Here is an 18,979-nt window from a genome sequence, read left to right as displayed (position 1 = left end):
GAAGCCGTGCTCCTGCGGATCGTCGTCGGCCTCGACGGGCCCAGCGCCGCCCGGGTCCTGGGCAAACGCCCCGGTGCGGTACGGTCCGCCGCACACAGAGGACTGAAGCGACTTGCGAAAGAGCTGAAGGAGAAAGGGAGGTGCAGGGATGACCGATGACCACAGCGACACGGCCGTGGAGCAGTCTCTGCGCGCCGCCCTGCTCGCCGATACGGGCAGTACATACGAGGACCCCGCGATCCGGGAGGCCGAGGCCCGCGCCCTCGCCGCGTTCCGCACCGCACGCGACGCCGGCCTGCACACGTCACGGCACACACGCCCCCGCGACGACTGGACTCCCTCCGCTCAATGGCGACGCCCCAGGCACTCTCTGAAGGCGGCGGTCGCCGCGTTGCTCGCGAGCGTGACCCTGGGCGGCGTTGCGATCGCCGCAGGGGACCTGCCCGGCGCCCTCCCAGACTCCCCCGCCCCCGAACCGCGCCCCAGCAGCTCCGCGCCCAACACGGTGTCGCCCCTTCCGGAGGACGGCACCACGCAGGACACAAGTTCCGCGCACCGCGACACAACTCCGAAGTGTCGCAGTGCGCGGCTTCACGTCACGGGACTCAGGCCGGGTGGGATGTCTCCGCCGCCGGGCTACGAGGCGCGGACCTGCTCGGCGAAGGCCTGGTACGCCTGCTCGTCGAAGAGGACGAACCTGACCTCCTCGACCGCGGTCCGCGTCCCCCGCACCGTCTCCACCGCGATCCGGGCCGCGTCCTCCATCGGCCACCCGTAGATGCCGGCCGAGACCGCCGGAAACGCGACCGTGCGCGCTCCGAGCTCGTCCGCGACCCGCAAGGACTCCCGGTAGCAGGAGGCCAGCAGCTCCGACCGGTCCTCCTCGTGGGTGAATCGCGGGCCGACGGTGTGGATCACCCAGCGGGCGTCGAGCCGGCCGGCCGTCGTGGCGACCGCGCGGCCCGTCGGGAGGCCCTTGCCGTAGTGGCCGGCCCGGAGCTTGCGGCACTCCTCCAGGATGGCGGGGCCGCCGCGGCGGTGGATGGCGCCGTCGACGCCGCCTCCGCCGAGGAGGGAGGAGTTCGCAGCGTTGACGATGGCGTCGACGTGCTGCTCGGTGATGTCGCCCCGGACGAGGACGAGGGCTGTGTCCGTGCTCATACGGCCATCATCGCGCCGTCGCGCGCCGTCGCGCGCAGTCTGCGCCAGACCGCCTTCGCCGCGTTGTGCCCGGACATGCCGTGCACGCCCGGCCCCGGCGGGGTCGCGGAGGAGCAGAGGAACACGGCGGGGTGCGGGGTCGTGTACGGGAAGAGGGAGAGCTTGGGGCGGAGCAGCAGCTGGAGGCCGCGGGCCGCGCCGCAGGCGATGTCGCCGCCCACGTAGTTGGCGTTGCGCTCGGCGAGCTGGGGCGGTCCGGCGGTGGCGCGGGCGAGGATCCGGTCGCGGAAGCCGGGGGCGAAGCGCTCGATCTGGCGCTCGATCGCCTCGGTGAGGTCGCCGTCCCAGCCGTTCGGCACATGGCCGTACGCCCAGAAGACGTGCTTGCCGTCGGGGGCGCGGCCGGGGTCGACGAGGCTGGGCTGGGCGGTGATGAGGAACGGCGTGCGGGGGGCCGTACCGGAGGAGGCCTGGCCCAGGGCGGCGCCGATCTCGCCGCTGGTGGGCCCGATCTGCACGGTGCCGGCCTCGCGGGGCGCCTCCGCGGTCCAGGGCACGGGGCCGTCGAGCGCGTAGTCGATCTTGAAGGCGGCCGCGCCGTACCGGTAGTGGTCGTAGTAGCCGCCGAAGCCCGCGATCCGGGCGAGGGCGGTGGGTGAGGTGTCGAAGACGTACGCCCGGGCCGGCGGCAGGTCGTCGAGCCGTTTGACCTCGTAGTCGGTGTGGACCGCGCCGCCCAGCGCCTTCAGATACGCGGTGAGGGCGTCCGAGATCGACTGCGAGCCGCCGCGGGGCATCGGCCAGCCGCCCTCGTGCGCGGCCAGCGCGAAGACGAGACCCACCGCCGAGGTGGCGAGGCCGCCGAGCGGCGCGATGACATGGCCGACGAGGCCGGCGAACAGGGCGCGTGCCTTGTCGTCCTGGAAGCGGCGCATGAGCCAGGTGGACGGCCGGAGCCCGTCGAGGCCGAACCGGGCCAGCGTGAAGGGGTCCCGGGGCAGCGCGGTGAGCGGCAGGGACATGAAGTCCCGTGTCAGGGTGTCCCACTTGCCGAGGTAGGGGGCGACGAGACGGCGGTACGTGCCGGCGTCGCGCGGCCCGAGCGAGGCGGCGGTCTCGGCGACGGACCGGGAGAGCACGGCGGCGGTGCCGTCGTCCCAGGGGTGGGCCATGGGCAGCCGGGGGTGCAGCCACTCGAGGCCGTACCGATCGAGCGGCATCGTCTTGAAGACGGGCGAGCCGACTCCGAGCGGGTGCACGGCGGAGCAGGGGTCGTGGCGGAAGCCGGGGAGGGTCAGCTCCTCGGTCCTGGCACCACCGCCGACGGTGGACCTGGCTTCGAACACGGCGACGGAGAAGCCCCGTCGGGCGAGCTCCACCGCGGCGGTCAGTCCGTTGGGCCCCGCCCCCACGACGACGGCATCGAGCATCGACGGCACCTTCGGACTCCTTCGTCAGCCGATGGCCAAGGGCCCCAGGATATTCCTGGGTCAGGGCGGGCTTCACCGCCCCCGCAGCAGTGTCCGGATCCGATCGGCGGTGGCCTGGTCGCGTGCGGCGGTGAACGGCAGCGCGTTGCCTCCGGTGATACGGAACGGCTCGCCGGCGAGCGTGGTGTGCGCGCCGCCCGCCTCGGTCAGCAGGAGCAGGCCGGCGGCGTGGTCCCAGGCGTACTCCCAGGAGAACGCGGTGGCGTCGAGGTCGCCCCGGGCCACGGCCAGGTACTCCAGGCCGGCGGAGCCGCAGGGGCGCGGGTGGACGCCCTCGGTGTTCAGGCCGAGCAGGGCGCGCTTCTGGTCCTCGGTGGTGTAGTCGGGGTGGGAGGTGGCGACCTCCAGGACCGCCCCGGGCGCGGGCGAACCGGACCGTATCGGCTGCCCGTTGAGGGTCGCGCCGCGTCCGCAGACCGCGACCGCCATCTCGTCGAGCGCCGGTGCGTACGTCCAGGAGGCGAGGAGCTCGCCGCGCTGGGCGAGCGCGACGAGGGTGCAGAAGCCGGGCTCTCCGCGCACGAACTGGCGGGTGCCGTCGACGGGGTCGACGATCCACACGGGCGCGTCGCCCTGGAGCGCCTCGTAGACCGTGGGGTCGGCGTGGACGGCTTCCTCGCCCACGACCACGGAGCCCGGGAGCAGGGCGGTGAGGGACTCGGTGAGGTGGGCCTCGGCGGCCCGGTCGGCGACCGTCACCAGGTCGTGCGGCCCGTTCTTCTCGACGATCTCGTGGGTGGCGAGCTGCCGGTAGCGCGGCGTGATCTCGGCGGCGGCGGCCTTGCGGATCGCCTCCTCCACCTCGGTCGTGCCGCCGGCGAGGACGTGGTCAAGGAAGTCTTCGATCATGTGTCCAGCTAAGCACGGCGGGCTGACAGCAGAGTGCCGAACTTGTCACCCTCCGTTTCCCCACGGAGTACGCTTTGGACCGGTTCACCCCTTACGGGGAGACGGGGAGGAGGGAGGGCCTGTGCACGGCGAGTACAAGGTTCCCGGCGGAAAACTCGTGGTCGTCGACCTGGAGACGCGCGACGGTGTGCTGGCGGAGGTCCGGGTCGCGGGCGACTTCTTCCTGGAGCCGGACGAGGCGATCCTCGCCATCGACCGCGCCCTGGAGGGCGCCCCCGTCGACACGGACGCGTCGGGGCTTGCGGCGCGGATCGACGCGGCGCTGCCGCCGGGCACGGAGATGTACGGGCTCACCACGGAGGGCATCGGGGTGGCCGTCCGGCGGGCCCTCGCGCACGCCACGGACTGGACGGACTACGACTGGCAGCTGATCCACGAGCCGCCGCAGTCCCCCGCCCTGCACATGGCCCTGGACGAGGTCCTCACCGCCGAGGTCGCGGCGGGCCGCCGCCCGCCGACCCTGCGGGTCTGGGAGTGGGGCGCGCCGGCCGTGGTGATCGGCAGCTTCCAGTCCCTGCGCAACGAGGTGGACCCGGAGGCGGCCGAGCGGCACGGCATCGAGGTGGTGCGCCGGATCAGCGGCGGCGGGGCGATGTTCATCGAGCCCGGCAACACCATCACGTACTCGCTGTCCGTCCCGGGCGCCCTGGTCCAGGGCCTGTCCTTCACCGACAGCTACGCCTACCTGGACGACTGGGTCCTCGGCGCGCTGGCGGAGATGGGCGTCAGGGCCTGGTACCAGCCCCTGAACGACATCGCCACGGACGCCGGCAAGATCGCGGGCGCGGCGCAGAAGCGGATGGTGACGGGCGGGGGCGCGGTCCTGCACCACGTGACGATGGCGTACGACATCGACGCCGGCAAGATGACGGACGTCCTGCGGATCGGCCGCGAGAAGCTCTCCGACAAGGGCACGAAGAGCGCGAAGAAGCGCGTGGACCCGCTGCGCCGCCAGACGGGCCTCCCGCGCGAGGCCGTCATCGAGCGGATGATCGCCTCCTTCCGCGACCGCTACGGCCTGTCGGAGGGCCGGGTCACGGAGGAGGAGACGGCCCTGGCCAAGGAACTGGCGGCGGCGAAGTTCTCGACACCGGAGTGGACGGCCCGGGTGCCGTAGGCCTGCGGCACGGGGACAGGGCGGCGCCGCTGGGGCCACCGACGCGCGCGTGCCTCCGGGCGGGACCGGCGGTGCCACGCGGGGCCGTAGGCTCGACGGATGCTTGTCGAACGGCCGGTGAAGCCGGGGCTGCGGATGGAGTGCGCCGACGGGCGGCGGCTGGTGCTGATCCAGGACGGCGTTCCCGTGCTCTTCGCACGGCAGCGCGCCACCCACCGGGGCCTGCACTACGCCCGGACCGGCCGGTACGTCTCCCCGATCGCGCCACTCCGGGCCGAACAGGCCCGCGCCTTCGCGGAGTTCGCCGAGCCGGGCTCGGAGGCGTGGACGGAGCGCTGGGCCGCGTACGCCGGGACGGCCCTGCGTACGGCCGCCAACGGCCCGCTGCACGAGGGGGAATGGAACCTCACCCCTGGACTCTCCGGGTGGTTCGCGGATCGCAACTGGCCCAAGCTGCTCGCCCACGACCCCGATCGGGGCCATCTCACCTGGTTCGGCTACGGCGACCCGGACGAGGACGCCCGCGATCTGCTGCCGCTACGGGCGCTGTCGCATCCGGAAGCGCCGCGCGTGAAGGCGTACCGCCGTCAGCACCGGGAAGGCATCCTGCCACCCGTCCTCGCCTGGTGGATCAGCGGCCTCAACTCCCCTGTGGTGCTTGACGGTCACGACCGGCTGACCGCCGTACTCGCCGAGGGGGGCCGGCCTCGTCTTCTGGTCCTGTCGCGGGCGGTGGACGAGGACTGGATCGCCCTCTGCGCCGAGCGGCCGGTCCTGGAGTACGAGAACGAGGTGGTCGCGCTCGAAGGACCGCTCGCACCGGTCCGCATCGCGAACGTGGGGCGCCGGCTGGCCGACACCCTGCGGAGCATCAGCCTCGCCCCCGACCGGACCCGGGCCTGGCCGCTCCCCGGTGGCGTCCCGGCCTGGGAAGCGGCGGTGGCGGAACACGTCCCTGGCTGGGCCCCGGACGCCGACCGCTAGACGCGCGACTGAACCGGCTCCGGCGGCCTGTGGGCGAACCACTTCTGGTCGGCCTCCAGTTGGGCCGCGAGGGAGATCAGCAGGGGTTCGCTGCCCGCCGGGCCGAGGAGTTGGGCGCCGACGGGGAGGCCGTCGGGGGTGAAGCCCGCGGGAACGTTGACGCCGGGCCAGCCGAGGACGTTCCACGGCCACGCGTAGGGGCAGGCGGAGGCCATCGTCAGGTCGGTGCGCCAGGCCGGCATCGCGTCGAAGGTGCCGATCCGGGGCGGGGGCGCGGCCGTCGTCGGGGCGAGGAGCACGTCGTACGTGTCGAAGAGCGCGCCGATCCTGCGGTGCTGGTGGGCCTCGCGGGCGCGGGCGGTGCGCAGGGCCCGGCCGCCGAGGCGGCGGCCGCTGCGGGCCGCGCTGCGGGTGCGCGGGTCGAGCAGCGCGGGCTCGGGGTGCCGGTCGGCGTACTCGGCGATCCCGGCGGTCGCGCGGGGCAGGAAGCTCAGGCCGATGAGCCCGTAGCGCGGGCGCGCCTCCTCCACGGTGTGGCCGAGCCCGGCGAGCGCCTCGGCAAGCTCGGTGACCGCTCGGCGTATGCCGGGGTCGAGCGGGTTGTACGTGGCGGTGAACGGCGCCCGCCAGGCCAGCGCGATCCGCAGCCGCCCGGGCTCGCGGCGGGCCGCCGCCGAGGCGTCGACGGCGGTCGGCTGGAAGCGGTCGCCGGGATGCGACCCGGCGACCGTGTCGAGGAGCAGGGCGGCGTCGCCGACGGTCCGGGCGAGCGGTCCGTTGACGGTCAGGCCCTGGAAACAGTCGTCGTACGGGTGGACGGAGACCCGGCCCCGCTGCGGTTTGATGCCGACGAGGTGGGTCCAGGCGGCGGGTATGCGGATGGAGCCGGCGCCGTCGGAGCCGAGCGCGGCGGGCACGAGTCCGGCGGCGACGGCCGCCGCCGATCCCCCGGACGAGCCGCCGGGGGTGTGCCCGGTGTTCCACGGGTTCCGCGTGGCGCCGAAGGCGGGGCCCTCGGTGAACGGCCACTGGCCCAGCTCGCAGGAGTTGGTCTTGCCGACGATCACGGCGCCGGCGGCCCGCAGCCGCCGCACCGCCTCGCCGTCCTCGGCCGCGTCGGGGATGTCCCCGGCGCAGCCGAAGCGGGTGGGCAGTCCGGCGACGTCGGTGTCGTCCTTGACGGCCATCGGTACGCCGAGCAGCGGCAGCCTCTCCCCCGCGGCGAGCCTGCGGTCCGCCTCCGCCGCCTCGGCGAGGGCGGCCTCGGCCCGCGTGCAGCGGAAGGCGTTGAGGGTGGGCTGCGTGGCCTCGATCCGGTCGAGCGCGGCCTGGACGAGGGCGGTGGAGGTGACCGTCCCCTCGGCCAACTGCCCTGCCTGTCCCGCCAGTCCGGTGTAGTCGACCGTGGTCACGGCAGCCCCCTCGTCTCGTCGGCTGCCGGAACCCTACTGGAGCGTAACTTCCCTGTCATCAGGGACGTGGCGAGACCCACGGCCCAGCCGTAGTCGGCGAGCGGCTTCAGGAAGGGGATGAGCCCATCCTCGGGGAACGGCCCCTTTCCGGGCGCCGGGGCGGCGCGTCCGATTGACCGAGGGGAGGCTTTACCGATAATCGTTTTCATTATCGTCTAATGGCCCCGCGAAGACGCGCGCACGGCCGGCACGAGACACCGACACCACGACACGACAGGACAGGACACGCACCATGGCACGAGCCCTGCCGGCCGCCGAGGCCGCCCCGTGGGTGGAGCGCTGGGAGCTCCAGCAGCAGCACTACGCCACCGCCCGCACCGAACGCCTCCACGCCGTCGTCGACGTGGTCGCCCATGCCTGCCGCCACAACCGCCGGCCCGTGATCGCGGACCTGGGCTGCGGCCCCGGCTCGCTGGCCGCCAGACTGGCGGACCGACTGCCGCACGCCCGCGTCCTGGGCGTCGATCACGATCCGTTCCTTCTGGCGCTCGGCCAGGCGGTACACGGTGCCGCAGTCACCTTCGTGAACGAGCGAATCGGGCCGGGGCCGTGGTCCACGGCGCTGGGCGGGGACGGCCGGCTGGACGCGGTGGTCTCCACGACCGCCCTGCACTACCTGCCGCGCGCCGAACTCGCCGTCGTGTACGAACAGATCCACGGCCTCCTCCGACCCGGCGGGGTGCTGGTCAATGCCGACCACCTCTTCCAGAACGACGCGCCCCTCCGTGAACTGGCTGCCGCGGTAGGGCGCGGGCACAGGGCCAGGCAGGCCGAGCAGCCCGCGGAGGACTGGGCCGATTGGTGGGCGGCGGCCGCCGCCCACCACGGCTTCACGGAACTCCTCGCGGAGCGTTCCCGCCTCAGCACCGGTGCGTGCGGTGACAACGGGCTCGGCGCCGAGGAGCATGTGGAGCTGCTGCGCAGGGCCGGATTCGCCGCGGTGGGCACGGTCTGGCAGTGCGGCCACAGCGTGGTCCTGACGGCCGTACGGGGAGAGGGGCCCGACGCGGCATAAGGCCGCCCCGGCAGCCCACCTCTGGACAAGTCCGCCCCCACCGGACCGGCGCGTGCGACGCCGGTCCGGACCGGGCGCGACCTGGGCGGGGCAGCCTTCCATCGGGGACTCAGCCGTCCGAGGGCGGCGCGTCCTGGTAGGGGTTGCGAGGCTGGGCGACGGGCTTCAGAGCTCCGGCGTCCATGGTCGGGACGGGCTCCTCGGCGGTGGTCTCGTCGGCCCGCCAGACTCCCGTGACCTCGACCCAGGTGTCGTTGCCGGGGGCCCTCACTCCGTGCACCTCCACACGCAGCGTCCGCGCGTCGCCGGCACAGCAGCCGACCTTCAGGCGGTTGAGATACCAGGTGTCCGGGCTCTTGCCGGCGGTGACGAATCCGAGCAGCCGGATCTTGCGGCCCCGCAGACTCATCGAGTCGTACATGGAGCGCCCGATGAACTCCTCCAGCGCCATGGGGGTGGTCGGCGCGTCCGCCAGTTCCTCGTAGGCGGTCCGCTCGACACGGGCCGCCCCGCCCTCCCGCGAGGCGGTGTACGAGCCGAGCGCCGGCGGCGCGACGAACAGGAGGGTGAGGGCCGGTACGGCGAGGAGCCAGGCGACGCGGGTGGCACCGCTGTGACCGTGCCCGTGCTCGTCGTGCGCCTCGGCGTGGTCGTCGGCCGGATCGTGCCAGTACTTGTGGCCGGACGCGTCGCGCCGAAGCACCGGCTGTCGCAGACGGCGCGTCACCTCGGCGCCGAGCCCCGCGAGGCCCAGGACGACCAGCAGGACGCCGGAGGCGACGAGGTAGGGCCACAGCCCTTCCTTCACGTACCGGAGGTAGACGTCGCTGCGTACGGTGGCACGCAGCAGGCCCGCGCCGGTCAGCACCAGCAGGAGTGGCAGGCCGAGTTCGCTCAGCGGGCGCGGGTGTCCCGCGCGGTTGGGGGGCCGTCCGGTCACAGCAGTACGCCTCCGACGAGTACGCAGCACAGGACGGCCACGACGAACGTGGCGGCGCAGAATCGCACCGCGAACGCCCGTCCGAAGGCCCCCGACTGCAGGGCGATCAGCTTCATGTCGACCATCGGCCCGACCACCATGAACGCGAGGCGGGCGGTGGGCGAGAAGCCGGTGAACGAGGCCGCGACGAACGCGTCCGCCTCCGAGCACACCGACAGGAGCACCGCGAGCACCGCCGCCACGAGGACGCCCAGCCACGGCGAATCGGAGAACAGCTCCAGCATGGACGGCGGTACGAGGACATTGAAGGTTGCCGCGGCCATGGCGCCGACCACCAGGAAACCCCCCGCGTGCAGGAAGTCGTGCTGCAGCCCGCGCCGGAAGACCGCAAGCCGGCTCGCGCCCGGCGCGTGCTCGGCATGCCCCGTCGGCAGCCGCAGCCACTCCTCGCGCCCCCATCTGATCCACAGCCAGCCCATGACGACCGCGGTGACGAGCGAGGCGCCGAACCGTGCGGCCACCATCTCCGGGCTGCCGGGGAACGCGATGGCCGTGGAGACGAGCACCACCGGGTTGACGGCGGGCGCGGCGAGCAAGAACGTCAGCGCCGCCGCGGGAGCCACGCCCCGCCGCATCAGACTGCCCGCGACCGGGACCGAAGCGCATTCACATCCGGGGAGCACCACGCCGGCGGCACCGGCCACCGGGACCGCGAGCACGGGGTTGCGGGGTAGGACCTTGGAGAAGACCCGGGCGGGAACGAAGGCGCCGATGGCCGCCGAGACGACGGTGCCGAGAAGCAGAAACGGTACGCCCTGCACGACGATGGCCACCAACAGCGTGCGCCACGCCCCGAACGCCGCAAGCCCGAACAGCCGCTCCAGCCAAGGCCCGGCGAAAACCGCGACCACCGCGGCCCCGACCAGGGTCGAGGTGATCACGCCGCTCCTCGCCCGGCGCCGCCGCTCCGATTCGACCCCACCGCCATGCGGGTCGAGGGGACGTCGTGGTGGTGCCGTCGCCGTGCTCGCCGAGACCTCAACCACGCCGCGCCCCTCGCTCTCGGTCCGCCCGGTACGGCGGAAGCCCTCCCTGCCCGTCCCGGAGGTCGCCCGGCATGAGCGGGGACACACTAGCCGACGATATTCATGTTCATCTAGGGCCCGAGGCCCACCGCAGATTGAGAATGGAATCCATTTCCATATAGCCTCTCTGTGTCAGAACCGGACCGAGGAGTCTCACGATGGCCGTCCCCAAGCGGAAGATGTCCCGCAGCAACACCCGCCACCGCCGCGCGCAGTGGAAGGCGACCACGCCCCAGCTGGTCCCGGTCACCGTCGACGGCGTCGTGTACCAGGTCCCGCAGCGCCTGGTGAAGGCGTACGAGCGTGGCCTCATCCATCCGGAGGGCTGAGCGCTCATGACGCCCACCGACCGGCTGCCCGTGACCGTACTCTCCGGGTTTCTCGGGGCCGGGAAGACCACGCTGCTCAACCATGTGCTCGGCAACCGCGAAGGGCTGCGGGTCGCGGTCATCGTCAACGACATGAGCGAGGTCAACATCGACGCGGCGCTCGTGCGCGGCGGCGAGGCGGCACTGTCCCGTACCGAGGAACGTCTGGTCGAGATGACCAACGGGTGCATCTGCTGCACCCTGCGCGACGACCTTCTGGAGGAGGTCGACCGGCTCGCCCGCGAAGGACGCTTCGACTACCTGCTCATCGAGTCCAGCGGCATCTCCGAACCCATGCCCGTCGCCGCCACCTTCTCCTTCCCGCGCGACGACGGTGCCACCCTCGGCGACCTCGCCCGCCTGGACACGATGGTGACCGTCGTGGACGCCGCCGGCTTCCTGCCGGAGCTCGACGGCGGCGACGAACTCGTCGCGCGCGGCCTCGACCAGTACGAGGACGACGAGCGCACCGTCAGCGATCTCCTCATGGACCAGGTCGAGTTCGCGGACGTCCTCGTCCTCAACAAGCTCGACCTGGTCGGGCCGGAGGAGGCGCGTCGGCTCCGCGCCACGCTGTCCCGGCTGAACCCGGAGGCGCGGATCGTCCCCGCCGTACGCGGCCAGGTCCCCCTCGAACACGTCCTGGGCACCGGCCTGTTCGACGTCGACAAGGCCCAGCAGGCCCCGGGCTGGGTGAAGGAGCTCAACGGCGACCACGTACCGGAGACCGAGGAGTACGACATCTCCTCGCTCGTGTTCCGCTCCGACCGGCCCTTCCACCCCGGACGGCTGTGGTCCTTCGTCACCAAGGGCCTTGACAGCGGCACCTTCGGGCGCGTCCTGCGCTCCAAGGGGTTCTTCTGGCTCGCCAGCCGGCCCAGGGTGACCGGACTGTGGTCCCAGGCCGGCGCCGTCGCCCGGTTCGAACCCTCCGGCGCCCGTGGCCCGCAGACCACGCAGGGCCAGGAACTGGTCTTCATCGGCACCGGCCTGCGCGCCGACGCCCTCCGCGCGGCGCTGGACGCCTGCCTGCTGGTGCCAGGTGAGAACGTTCCCGCCGACGACGACTTCCCCGCCTGGGAGACGTACGGCATCGAGGACGCCTGCGAACACGAGCAGGCGGCCTGAAACCCCAGCCCCGCACACTCCGGGCCGGACGGTGGTGCAGCCACGGCACCGTCCGGCCCGGCCCCTTTTCGTCGGGCCCTCAGGAGAGCCAGGACCAGCCTGCCTCCTCCGACGCGGGTCAGAATGGAGGCAAGAGTGACGACGCACGGTCCTTTCCTGGGCCCGGTCCAGGAGACACTTCTGATTCCGCTCTACGGACGGGCGGTGGAGCACCGCAAGAAAGAGGCCGCGCTGCGCGACGAGCGTGCCGAGGAGATCGTGACGGCGCTGTCCTACGACTTCGGGCGCTTCGACGGTCTGCCGAGCCTCGTGGGCACGGTCCTGCGGACAGTCCTGTTCGACAGGTGGGTGAGGGACTTCCTGACAACCCATCCGTCCGGCACGGTCGTCGAGATCGGTACCGGTCTCAACACACGCTACGAGCGCGTCGACAATGGCAGGGCGCGCTGGTTCGAGCTCGACCTTCCCGACGTGATCGAGGTGCGGCGCTCGTTCTTCACCGACACCCCGCGCCGGACGATGATCGCCGCGTCCGTGACCGACAGCGCGTGGACGGACACGGTGGCGGCGGACGACACCGGCCCGTACTTCTTCAGTGCCGAGGCCGTACTGCCCTTCCTGGACGAGACCGATGTCCGCTCCGTCGTCGGTATGCTCACCGAGCGCTTCCCCGGGTCGTGGCTGGCCCTGGACACCGCGGGCCCGGCCATCGTCGACGACCAGGACCGGCATGACGCCCTCAGCAAGGTGGACGCCCGCATGCGCTGGTCCTGCACCGGCCCGGACGTCGTCACTCGGTGGTGTCCGGGGACCGAGCTGATCGCCTCCCACCCGCTGTCAGCTCTACCCCCGCGCGTGCACGATCCTCTTCCCCCCGCCTACCAGGAGATGCTCGCCGGTCTCGCCGAACAGCGGCTCCCCCAGGTGGAGGAGTACCGGCTCAACCTGCTCCGACTTCCATAAGACCCAGCAGAGTGGGGCGCCGCGAAAACCTCGCGGCGCCCCACTCGCAGTCGCTGCGCGTCCGTCGCCTACACGGTCACCTGCGAGTGGCGTCCGCCCCCTCTAGGCGAGAGCGGGCTTGGCCGTCCTTCTCGCTCCCCGACGCCCTCCGCGGGGAGCGCGGATCAGGCGGCAGGCCGCGTAGAGAGCGAACGAAATGGTCGTGACGTACGGGCTGATCGGGATGCAGGAGCGCGCCGACGATCTGGACGGACAGGGCGATCACAAGTCCGAGCGCCATCATGAAGGCGAAGGACAGCCCGCGCACCGGCACGCCGCGCGCCGCGGCCACGTCCGGGTCGGCGCTGGCGAACGACAGGGGCCGCCACATCACCGCCAGAGCCAGCAGGGCCACTGCCGAGGTGCCGAGCAGCCAGGATGTCTGCGGGGTGTCCACGGCGACGATCTGGCCGGTCAGGAGCCCGAACTTGTTGGCGGCGCGACCCTCGTAGAGAGCGAGGAAGAGCACCCCGAGGCCGAGGCCGAACGGGGTGAGGATGCCGATCACCGAGTTGCGGTCACGGGCGCGCACCCCGAGGACGCCGATTGCGCCGGCCGCGAGGAGCGAGCCGACGATCGAGCCCGCCACGATGTTCGCTCCCAGGAGCAGCGCGGCCGAGGCGCCCGCGAAGGACAGTTCGCTGATGCCGTGCACCGCGAAGGGCAGGTCGCGCATGACGACGAATACTCCGGCCAGTCCGCCGACGAGGCCGAGTGCCGCGCCGGCGATGAGGGAGTTGCGGACCAGGGACAGCAGTTCGCCGTAGTTGTCGAAGGCGAAGATCTCGTGCCAGATCCCCTCGGCGAGCGTCATGAGCGGACTCCCTCGGTCTCGTGGGTTTCGGGTACGTGGTGGGGCGGGCCGGCCGGCCCGTCGGGGGTGCCGACGACCACGACGCGGCCGTGGACGCGGACGACGTCGATCCGTGTGCCGTAGAGCCGGGTCAGGGACGCCGAGGTGAGGACCTCCTCCGGGGTTCCGAGCCGGTGACCGCCTCGCGCCAGGTAGAGCACCCGGTCCGCCAGTCCGAGCACGGGGTTGATCTCGTGCGTGACGAAGACCACCGCGGTGCCGTGGGAGCGGCGGCGGGCGTCGACCAGTTCGGTGACGGCCCGTTGGTGGTGCGGGTCGAGGGAGAGCAGCGGCTCGTCGCACAACAGGATGCGCGGATCGGTCGCCAGTGCCTGTCCGATGCGCACGCGCTGCCGTTCGCCTCCGGAGAGCCGCCCGAGGGGGGCGTCGGCGTACGCGGACGCCCCGACCGATGCGAGGATCTCGTCCACTCTGCGGCGGACGGCGCCGGTGCGCAGCCGCGGCCCGAAGCGGTGCCCGTCGATCCCGAAGCGTACGAGGTCGCGGGCGCGCAGCATCGCCTGCGCGGACAACTCGGCCTGCTGGGGTACGTATCCGATGTCGCGAGCGGCCTCGCGGGGCGGCCGGCCGAGCACGGTCAGAGTCCCGGAGGTCAGCGGCTGCCGGCCGAGGAGTGCGCGCACGAAGCTGGTCTTGCCCGCTCCGTTCGGGCCGAGTACGGCCAGGAACTCTCCGGGGCGAACGTCGAGTTCGAGGTCGCGCCACATCACGCGTTCGCCGTACGAAAGGGCGCCCCCGCGCAGGCTGATCACCGGGTCGCCCTGGCGGGGCCGGGGGACGGAGGCCGTGAGCGCCCGCCTCACTGGGCGAGTGCGTTCGCGAGGGCGTCGACGTTGGCGGTCATCCAGGAGAGGTAGTCCTCGCCCTCGGGCACGGTCTCGGTGACCCGTACGACAGGGATGCCCGCCGCCTCGGCCGCGGCCTCGACCTTCTCCGTCTGCGGTCCTGCGGTCTGCTCGTTGTAGATCAGGGCTTCGACCTCGCGGCCGGTGAAGAGCGCGAGGGTGGCCCGGAGAGTCTTGGGCGAGACGTCGTCGCCTTCCTCGATGGCTTCGCTGAATTCCTCGGGTGTTTTGTTCACCAGGCCGCCGGCCTCGGTCATGTACAGCGGTACGGGCTCGCTGACGGCGATCGCCTCGCCGCCGTGCTCCTTCTTGATCCGCGCTTCCTTCGACTCCAGTGCGACGAGCCGGGACGTGAAGGTCTCGGCGTTCCTGGTGAAGGTGGCGGCGTCGGCGGGAGCGGCCTTGGACAGGGCGGCGGCGATGCGGTCGGCGATCTTCGCCACGCTGGGGAAGTCGTACCAGACGTGCTCGTTGAGCTCGCCACCCTTCGGTGGCGTCTTGCCGGAGACCTCGACGGCGCTGATCACCTCGGCGGAGGAGCCGCCGGCCTTGAGCATGCGGTCGACGAAGTCGTCGTAGCCGCCGCCGTTCTCGATGACGACCTTCGCCTTGGACAGGGCCAGTTGGTTCCGGGTGTTGGCTTCGTAGGAGTGCGGGTCCTGGCCGGTGTCGCCCATGATCGAGGTGACCTGGACCTTGTCGCCGCCTATCTGCTCGGCGATGTCGCCGTAGACGTTCGTCGAGGCGACCACGGGGATCCTCGCGGGGGCGGCGGGGCCCTGCGCGCCGCTCCCGCCGCTGTCCGAGCCCGTTGAGCTCCCGCAGCCGGCCACCAGCACGAGGGAGGCGCCGCCGATCAGGGCGAGGAGTCGGGAGGAGAAGGTGGGCATGGGGATGTCCAATCTCTTATCCGGGGTCTCTCAGGCCGAGCCTTCGATGCTCGGTGTGGTGGACGGCCTGTTCGAGGAGTTGGGCGATGTGGTCGTCGTGGAGGCGGTAGACGACGAGGCGGCCCTCGCGTTGCCCCGTGACGAGGCCGAGGGCGCGCAGGAGACGCAGTTGGTGGGAGACCGCGGACTGTTCCATGGAGACGACGGCGGCGAGCTCCGTGACCGAACAGGCGGACCGGCGCAGAGTGTCGAGGATCAGCAACCGGGAAGGGGTCGCCAGGGCTTGGAGCGTGGTCGCCACGGAGGCGGCGGTGGCCGCGTCGAGTGGAGCGCGGAGGGCGTCTGCTGTGGCCGAGGGGGTCCGGGAGTGGGCGGCCGCGAGGCTGTCGCGGCCGCCCACCGCGGCGCCACTGGACGCGCGGTCAGCGGCGTGCACGCGACCGGGCCTCGCGGGGCGGGCGGACGACCTGGAGCGCCAGCTCGGGAGGGGGCTCGGCGAGGCCGGGGCCGCCTGCGGTCGCCCAGTCGATCAGGTCGTCCGTGGCCGTGTCGTCGAGGGCGAAGCCGATCCAGGTCGCCCTGCCGCCTGCCCTGCGCCCGGCCGAGGAGGGCTGGACGACGACGATATTGTCCCCCAGAGCTTCGCCTGGGAGGTGCCCCCAGTCGCACGGGCCCAGGCAGTCCGTCGTACGGACGGCGACCCGGCCCGGGGAAGCCGCGGTGGCCGCGCGAAGGCGGTCGAGCTGCCAGGCGTGGTCGGTACCGGGGTGCTTGCGCGGATTGCCGCAACAGCAGCCCCGGCACACCACCAGGGTGCAGGGCCGGTCGGCCGCGCCGATCCTCACCGTACGCGCGCTCACAGCGCCGTCCGTGAGGGCACGGTGTACGCGCGGACGCGGCCGTCGCGGTGCGCGGCGATGAGCAGGTGGGGACCCGCCCAGGCCAGCGCGGCCACCGCCGCTCCCCCGCCGTCCAGCGCGCGTACCGGCCGGAGCCGCGAGGTGGCCTGGCCGGCGGTGGCGTACCAGAGCGCGACCGCGCCGTCGTGGCCGCCGCTCGCGAGGTGTCCGGCCTCTCCCGGGCGCCAGGTGAGCGCGGCGATGGTCTCGTGGCAGACCAGGGAACGCGGGGCGGTGCCGGCGGGTCCCTTGCCGGAGAAGTCCCACACGGTCAGGTCGGGCGCGCCGTCGGCGGCGAGCCAGCGGCCGGTGTCGTCGAAGGCGAGGCGGGAGACCTTCTCCCGGTAGCCGGACATGGTGAGTTCGCTGCCGTCGCGGGCACGCCAGATGTGGATGGAGGCGTCCTGGTTGCCGCTGCAGATCCACTTGCCGGTCGGGGCGACGGCGAGCGCGAGGTGGGAGCCGACGTACGGGTAGGTGACGACGGGCCGGGTGCTGTGCTTCTCGTAGCCCTGGACGGCCCCGTACGCGGCGACGGCCAGGCGTCGCCCCTGGCGAAGCCAGGCCAGGTCGGTGGCGGTGGATGCGGCGGGCTCCGTCGCCCACAACTCCTGCCCGTCCTGGTCGAGTACGAGCGCGCGCCGGCCGGAGGCGATCGCGACCCTTCCGCCGTCCGTCCAGGCCGCGGCCGACGACCAGCGGCCCGGTTCGCGGACGGTGACGCGTCCGTCCGTACGCCGCCACAGGGCGTACCCGCTCGGCCCGGTGACCGCCAGGTGGGCCGCGTCGGGGGAGAGCGCCACGCCCAGCGCGCCACCGGGCAGTTCGAGGGCTCCCAGCTCCGCGCCCATGGCGGCGTCCAGGACGCGTACCGTGCCCTCCGCCCCGGCTACGGCCACGAGGTCCGCCCGCGCGCTGAGCGCGACAGGCGCGTCGTCGACGGTGATCTCCCAGGCGACGGCGAGTCCGCTGTCGGTCGCGGCGATGCTCACGCGACCGCCCCCGCCGTGGCCAGGCAGTCGGCGAAGCCGCGTTCGAGCTCGTCGCGGTCGAGGTTGCGGCCGATGAAGACGAGCCTGTTGCGGCGCGGCTGGTCGACGCGCCACTGGGCGCCTTCCTCACCGACGAGGAGCATGTGGACGCCCTGGAAGACGTACTGCCGCTGCGAGCCGGCGATCGCGAGGATGCCCTTGGAACGGAAGATGTCCGCGCCCTTGGTACGGAGGAGGTTGCCGAGCCAGGCGTTGAGGCGTCGCTCGTCGACCTCGCCGTCCAGCTCGATGCCGACGGAGGTGACGGTGGTGTCGTGCTGGTGCTCGGTCTCGGTGAGGAAGGCGGGGTCGTCCTTGAGGACCCGGTCGAGGTCGAAGGCGCCGACGTCGAGGATCTGCCGGAGGTCGACGGCGGCCTGCTGGGAACGCAGGATGCGTACCGGGGTGTTGATGGCCCGTACCCGCGCTTCGACCTCGGTGAGGGTCGCCTCGTCCACGAGGTCGGTCTTGTTGAGGACGATCCGGTCGGCGAAGGCGATCTGCTCGACGGCCTCGTTCTCCACGCCCTCGGGCTTGACCTCGTCGAGGTGCTGGAGGACGTGGGCGGCGTCGACGAGGGTGACGATGGCGTCGAGGCGGAGCTGGGAGGCGATCTCGTCGTCCATGAAGAAGGTCTGGGCGACGGGTGCGGGGTCGGCGAGCCCGGTGGTCTCGATGAGGATGTGGTCGAACTTCTCGCGGCGTCGCATGAGCGCGCCGAGGATGCGGATGAGATCGCCTCGAACGGTGCAGCAGATGCAACCGTTGTTCATCTCGAAGATCTCTTCCTCGGCGTCGAGGACGAGGGCGTCGTCGATGCCGACCTCGCCGAACTCGTTCTCGATGACCGCGATCCGCAGGCCGTGGTTCTCGGTGAGGATGCGGTTGAGCAGAGTGGTCTTGCCCGAACCGAGGAAGCCCGTCAGGACGGTGACGGGCACGCGCTCGTCACGCTGCTCGTCCGTTGCGGTGGATTCGGTCATCAGGGTCGGGCTCCTTCTGAGTGTGTGGTGGCGAGCAGGGCGGCGCGCAGGTCGTCGTCGGTGATCTGCTCGGCAGGCTTGTGCAGGGTCCAGCGACGGGACGGACCGCTCATCGGGAGGACCGCTACGACCGTCTCCAAGGGCGGGCATCCGGGGTCGCTGCAAGCGAGTTGGCGGATGACCACGGCTGTGTCCTCATCGAGGTCGAGGAGTTCGCGGACCTTGTCCTTGAGCTCACGCCATCGCGGGCTCTGCGATGGCGATCCGCCCGGCTGGAAGTTCAGGGGCATCAGGGCGTTCCTTCTTCGTCGGCGGCGGATTGACAGCCCGCACAGAGGCCGGTGAGTTCGACGGTGTGCTCCACAGAGGCGAACCCGGAGCCGGCGGCGACCCGCCCCGCCCACCGCTCGACCTCCCCGGCGTCCACCGGCCGGCTGCTACAGCAGCTCCGACAGATCAGGTAGTGGCGGTGCCCGTCGGTGGGACGTATCCGGAACAGCCGTTCCCCGGCCCGGACTTGGGCGATGTCGACGCCACCGGAGGCTTCGAGGTGGCGCAGCACCCTGTAGACGGTCGTCAGACCCATGTGAATGCCGTCGGCAGCCAGGAGCGTATGCAACCGCTGGGCGGAGACGAAGTCCTGGCGACCCGCGAGAACCGCCAGGACCGCCGACCGCTGTCGAGTCGCCCTCGCGTTCACACCGGATCACCCGCTCCCTCGTCGTCTGCCCGTCCAGGCTAGATGAAAATGAATTTCATGTCCACATGAAGAGTGGCTCATACATG

At 72.2% G+C, this 18,979-nt stretch carries 21 protein-coding genes and 1 pseudogene; 7 read left to right on the top strand and 15 right to left on the bottom strand.

Annotated elements, in window-relative coordinates; all coding sequences use genetic code 11:
• Positions 1 to 159: sigma factor-like helix-turn-helix DNA-binding protein (locus ACZ4VI_RS19780; protein ID WP_468000766.1), on the top strand; the 159-nt coding region annotated here is incomplete at its 5' end.
• Positions 160 to 636: 477 nt separating this feature from the next.
• On the opposite strand, the gene ACZ4VI_RS19775 is transcribed toward ACZ4VI_RS19780, so the two are convergent.
• The 3 genes from ACZ4VI_RS19775 to ACZ4VI_RS19765 all read right to left on the bottom strand — a co-directional run bounded on the left by ACZ4VI_RS19775 (position 637) and on the right by ACZ4VI_RS19765 (position 3,500).
• Positions 637 to 1,161 carry an O-acetyl-ADP-ribose deacetylase gene (locus ACZ4VI_RS19775; RefSeq protein WP_468000747.1) on the bottom strand — a complete coding sequence of 175 codons (525 nt, stop codon included), beginning with the start codon at positions 1,159 to 1,161 and terminating at the stop codon, positions 637 to 639.
• A complete protein-coding gene (locus ACZ4VI_RS19770) occupies positions 1,158 to 2,600 on the bottom strand; it encodes a phytoene desaturase family protein (protein ID WP_468000745.1) in 1,443 nt (480 codons plus the stop codon). The genes ACZ4VI_RS19775 and ACZ4VI_RS19770 overlap by 4 nt, the downstream gene beginning before the upstream one ends.
• 63 nt (positions 2,601 to 2,663) lie before the next feature.
• The gene (locus ACZ4VI_RS19765) at positions 2,664 to 3,500 is read right to left on the bottom strand and encodes an inositol monophosphatase family protein (RefSeq protein ID WP_468000744.1); all 837 of its coding nucleotides are present in this window, start codon (positions 3,498 to 3,500) and stop codon (positions 2,664 to 2,666) included.
• A 121-nt stretch (positions 3,501 to 3,621) separates the two neighbouring features.
• Between ACZ4VI_RS19765 and ACZ4VI_RS19760 the strand changes: the two genes are divergently transcribed.
• Both ACZ4VI_RS19760 and ACZ4VI_RS19755 read left to right on the top strand, forming a co-directional pair.
• Positions 3,622 to 4,677 (top strand): lipoate--protein ligase family protein, encoded by a 1,056-nt coding sequence (locus tag ACZ4VI_RS19760; RefSeq protein ID WP_468000742.1) that lies wholly within the window; start codon positions 3,622 to 3,624, stop codon positions 4,675 to 4,677.
• 99 nt (positions 4,678 to 4,776) lie between these two features.
• Complete coding sequence (locus ACZ4VI_RS19755; RefSeq protein ID WP_468000741.1) at positions 4,777 to 5,661, top strand: hypothetical protein; 885 nt, start codon at positions 4,777 to 4,779, stop codon at positions 5,659 to 5,661.
• Here the strand turns inward: ACZ4VI_RS19755 and ACZ4VI_RS19750 are convergent.
• Positions 5,658 to 7,073, bottom strand: coding sequence for an amidase (locus tag ACZ4VI_RS19750; RefSeq protein ID WP_468000739.1), 1,416 nt, complete (start codon positions 7,071 to 7,073; stop codon positions 5,658 to 5,660). The genes ACZ4VI_RS19755 and ACZ4VI_RS19750 overlap by 4 nt on opposite strands.
• A gap of 292 nt (positions 7,074 to 7,365) precedes the next feature.
• Between ACZ4VI_RS19750 and ACZ4VI_RS19745 the strand changes: the two genes are divergently transcribed.
• On the top strand, positions 7,366 to 8,148 hold the full coding sequence (locus ACZ4VI_RS19745; RefSeq protein ID WP_468000737.1) for a class I SAM-dependent methyltransferase: 783 nt from the start codon (positions 7,366 to 7,368) through the stop codon (positions 8,146 to 8,148).
• Positions 8,149 to 8,257: 109 nt separating this feature from the next.
• Here the strand turns inward: ACZ4VI_RS19745 and ACZ4VI_RS19740 are convergent, their stop codons facing one another.
• Together ACZ4VI_RS19740 and ACZ4VI_RS19735 are read right to left on the bottom strand one after the other, a co-directional pair.
• Positions 8,258 to 9,088: a TIGR03943 family putative permease subunit gene (locus ACZ4VI_RS19740; protein ID WP_468000735.1), complete on the bottom strand. Its 831-nt coding sequence runs from the start codon at positions 9,086 to 9,088 to the stop codon at positions 8,258 to 8,260.
• The gene (locus tag ACZ4VI_RS19735) at positions 9,085 to 10,029 is read right to left on the bottom strand and encodes a permease (RefSeq protein WP_468000734.1); all 945 of its coding nucleotides are present in this window, start codon (positions 10,027 to 10,029) and stop codon (positions 9,085 to 9,087) included. The genes ACZ4VI_RS19740 and ACZ4VI_RS19735 overlap by 4 nt, the downstream gene beginning before the upstream one ends.
• A gap of 302 nt (positions 10,030 to 10,331) precedes the next feature.
• Here ACZ4VI_RS19735 and rpmF point away from each other — a divergent pair, with 302 nt between their 5' ends.
• From rpmF to ACZ4VI_RS19720, 3 genes are all read left to right on the top strand, one after another.
• Positions 10,332 to 10,502, top strand: a complete 171-nt coding sequence (rpmF, locus tag ACZ4VI_RS19730; protein ID WP_132918099.1) for a 50S ribosomal protein L32 — start codon at positions 10,332 to 10,334, stop codon at positions 10,500 to 10,502.
• A gap of 6 nt (positions 10,503 to 10,508) precedes the next feature.
• Positions 10,509 to 11,669 (top strand): GTP-binding protein, encoded by a 1,161-nt coding sequence (locus tag ACZ4VI_RS19725; RefSeq protein ID WP_468000732.1) that lies wholly within the window; start codon positions 10,509 to 10,511, stop codon positions 11,667 to 11,669.
• A gap of 135 nt (positions 11,670 to 11,804) precedes the next feature.
• Positions 11,805 to 12,632, top strand: coding sequence for a class I SAM-dependent methyltransferase (locus ACZ4VI_RS19720; RefSeq protein WP_468000731.1), 828 nt, complete (start codon positions 11,805 to 11,807; stop codon positions 12,630 to 12,632).
• Positions 12,633 to 12,734: 102 nt separating this feature from the next.
• On the opposite strand, the pseudogene ACZ4VI_RS19715 reads toward ACZ4VI_RS19720, so the two are convergent.
• The 9 genes and pseudogenes from ACZ4VI_RS19715 to ACZ4VI_RS19675 all read right to left on the bottom strand — a co-directional run bounded on the left by ACZ4VI_RS19715 (position 12,735) and on the right by ACZ4VI_RS19675 (position 18,893).
• A pseudogene (locus ACZ4VI_RS19715) lies at positions 12,735 to 13,485 on the bottom strand (metal ABC transporter permease).
• Complete coding sequence (locus ACZ4VI_RS19710) at positions 13,482 to 14,252, bottom strand: metal ABC transporter ATP-binding protein (RefSeq protein WP_468000764.1); 771 nt, start codon at positions 14,250 to 14,252, stop codon at positions 13,482 to 13,484. The pseudogene ACZ4VI_RS19715 and the gene ACZ4VI_RS19710 overlap by 4 nt, the downstream one beginning before the upstream one ends.
• Before the next feature lie 92 nt (positions 14,253 to 14,344).
• A complete protein-coding gene (locus tag ACZ4VI_RS19705; RefSeq protein ID WP_468000730.1) occupies positions 14,345 to 15,280 on the bottom strand; it encodes a metal ABC transporter solute-binding protein, Zn/Mn family in 936 nt (311 codons plus the stop codon).
• A gap of 16 nt (positions 15,281 to 15,296) precedes the next feature.
• The gene (locus ACZ4VI_RS19700; RefSeq protein WP_468000728.1) at positions 15,297 to 15,716 is read right to left on the bottom strand and encodes an ArsR/SmtB family transcription factor; all 420 of its coding nucleotides are present in this window, start codon (positions 15,714 to 15,716) and stop codon (positions 15,297 to 15,299) included.
• The gene (locus tag ACZ4VI_RS19695) at positions 15,703 to 16,140 is read right to left on the bottom strand and encodes a (2Fe-2S) ferredoxin domain-containing protein (protein ID WP_468000726.1); all 438 of its coding nucleotides are present in this window, start codon (positions 16,138 to 16,140) and stop codon (positions 15,703 to 15,705) included. The genes ACZ4VI_RS19700 and ACZ4VI_RS19695 overlap by 14 nt, the downstream gene beginning before the upstream one ends.
• The gene (locus ACZ4VI_RS19690; RefSeq protein ID WP_468000724.1) at positions 16,137 to 17,171 is read right to left on the bottom strand and encodes a WD40 repeat domain-containing protein; all 1,035 of its coding nucleotides are present in this window, start codon (positions 17,169 to 17,171) and stop codon (positions 16,137 to 16,139) included. The genes ACZ4VI_RS19695 and ACZ4VI_RS19690 overlap by 4 nt, the downstream gene beginning before the upstream one ends.
• Complete coding sequence (locus ACZ4VI_RS19685; RefSeq protein WP_468000722.1) at positions 17,168 to 18,193, bottom strand: CobW family GTP-binding protein; 1,026 nt, start codon at positions 18,191 to 18,193, stop codon at positions 17,168 to 17,170. Before ACZ4VI_RS19685 ends, ACZ4VI_RS19690 begins: the two co-directional genes overlap by 4 nt.
• The gene (locus ACZ4VI_RS19680) at positions 18,193 to 18,483 is read right to left on the bottom strand and encodes a hypothetical protein (protein ID WP_468000721.1); all 291 of its coding nucleotides are present in this window, start codon (positions 18,481 to 18,483) and stop codon (positions 18,193 to 18,195) included. The genes ACZ4VI_RS19685 and ACZ4VI_RS19680 overlap by 1 nt, the downstream gene beginning before the upstream one ends.
• Positions 18,483 to 18,893, bottom strand: coding sequence for a Fur family transcriptional regulator (locus ACZ4VI_RS19675; RefSeq protein WP_468000719.1), 411 nt, complete (start codon positions 18,891 to 18,893; stop codon positions 18,483 to 18,485). The genes ACZ4VI_RS19680 and ACZ4VI_RS19675 overlap by 1 nt, the downstream gene beginning before the upstream one ends.
• Positions 18,894 to 18,979 lie beyond the last annotated feature (86 nt).

The organism is Streptomyces sp. NPDC029169, from assembly GCF_055563935.1.
The sequence above is the reverse complement of the archived record's forward strand: the minus strand, read 5'-3'. Positions and strand labels throughout refer to the sequence as shown.

What these genes read in the sequence shown, in the direction of transcription:
- ACZ4VI_RS19705 (WP_468000730.1), bottom strand. Translation starts at nt 15,280, where the DNA reads ATGCCCACCTTCTCCTCCCGACTCCTCGCCCTGATCGGCGGCGCCTCC.
- ACZ4VI_RS19775 (WP_468000747.1), bottom strand. Translation starts at nt 1,161, where the DNA reads ATGAGCACGGACACAGCCCTCGTCCTCGTCCGGGGCGACATCACCGAG.
- ACZ4VI_RS19745 (WP_468000737.1), top strand. Translation starts at nt 7,366, where the DNA reads ATGGCACGAGCCCTGCCGGCCGCCGAGGCCGCCCCGTGGGTGGAGCGC.
- ACZ4VI_RS19725 (WP_468000732.1), top strand. Translation starts at nt 10,509, where the DNA reads ATGACGCCCACCGACCGGCTGCCCGTGACCGTACTCTCCGGGTTTCTC.
- ACZ4VI_RS19710 (WP_468000764.1), bottom strand. Translation starts at nt 14,252, where the DNA reads ATGTGGCGCGACCTCGAACTCGACGTTCGCCCCGGAGAGTTCCTGGCC.
- rpmF (WP_132918099.1), top strand. Translation starts at nt 10,332, where the DNA reads ATGGCCGTCCCCAAGCGGAAGATGTCCCGCAGCAACACCCGCCACCGC.
- ACZ4VI_RS19685 (WP_468000722.1), bottom strand. Translation starts at nt 18,193, where the DNA reads ATGACCGAATCCACCGCAACGGACGAGCAGCGTGACGAGCGCGTGCCC.
- ACZ4VI_RS19755 (WP_468000741.1), top strand. Translation starts at nt 4,777, where the DNA reads ATGCTTGTCGAACGGCCGGTGAAGCCGGGGCTGCGGATGGAGTGCGCC.
- ACZ4VI_RS19680 (WP_468000721.1), bottom strand. Translation starts at nt 18,483, where the DNA reads ATGCCCCTGAACTTCCAGCCGGGCGGATCGCCATCGCAGAGCCCGCGA.
- ACZ4VI_RS19765 (WP_468000744.1), bottom strand. Translation starts at nt 3,500, where the DNA reads ATGATCGAAGACTTCCTTGACCACGTCCTCGCCGGCGGCACGACCGAG.